1 protein-coding gene is annotated in these 958 nt (G+C 35.1%); it reads right to left on the bottom strand.

Annotation, left to right across the window (positions count from 1 at the left end; translation table 11 throughout):
• Positions 1–216: 216 nt before the first annotated feature.
• Entirely contained in the window at positions 217–705 is a 489-nt protein-coding gene (locus HMPREF9075_RS10295; protein ID WP_009416532.1) for an SMI1/KNR4 family protein, read from the bottom strand.
• Between the last annotated feature and the right edge of the window lie 253 nt (positions 706–958).

Genomic DNA, 958 nt, shown 5'->3' on the forward strand with positions numbered 1-958 from the left:
AACTTTTACTTCTCTAAAAAGTTTAAACAGCTTCGATTACTTAATCTGAATTTTTTATTTGTAATAGGACTATACCATACAGGATGCCCATTAGCCTGTTTGTTTGTATCATAACAACCAGCTTCCCGTAGTATTTTTTCCAACTCTGAATACTTCATAAAATTCTCCTTTATGCCTACAAAGATAATGCTATTATTTTAAATAGCAAAATATTTTTCATCCTTTACAAATTTCCATTTCTTCTTCAAGCCACTGAGAGAAAGGCATAAGATCCGTATCCTCTTCCCATTCCTCAGGAGGAACATCAGAATAGAACACCCCAAACTGATCTTCTTCGCCCAATACAAATCCTGCCTGATGACCTACATTGGGATAGCAGACTAAAAGGATATGAGGGAATAAATAGACACCTGTCCCCTCGAAGACCTCTTTAGCATAGGATTCCCATTGTTCTGGTGCATAGAACTGGTCGGAAAAACCTCTTTCGTCTTCAAAAAGAGTGCAAGCCCCCAAGGTAAGGAGGAAAGTTTTGAAGTCCTCAGGTAGGCGAACGTTATATTGTTGTTCAAAGCTGGCAAGTTCTTCCTCGGTAACCTTTGCTTGTTGGGTAAAGCGATACATTTCATTGCCATAATGAATAGGCTTTCCTGCACTTTGTTGCAATAGGTTTTGTAGTATAGTAAGGTTTTCTTGGAATGTGCTCATGGTTTTCTATTTTTTTGCAAAGATACTATTTTTTTTGCAATGAAGTATTTGGGTCAATGTTTTTGGGCATAAAATTTTTGAGAAACTTGGAGATAAAATCTAATAGGAACATTCTATTTCAAGTTACATCAAGAAAATAAACATCTGGTTGCACTCCTTTATTAAATTTTCTACACTTAAAAAACTAATAATCCAATGAATTATTGTATCTTTGCACAGAGTTCCTGAATTTTGGTGTTCTTTTTTTTTTCAA

The sequence above is a fragment of the Capnocytophaga sp. oral taxon 332 str. F0381 genome (assembly GCF_000318275.2).
GTDB lineage: Bacteria > Bacteroidota > Bacteroidia > Flavobacteriales > Flavobacteriaceae > Capnocytophaga > Capnocytophaga bilenii.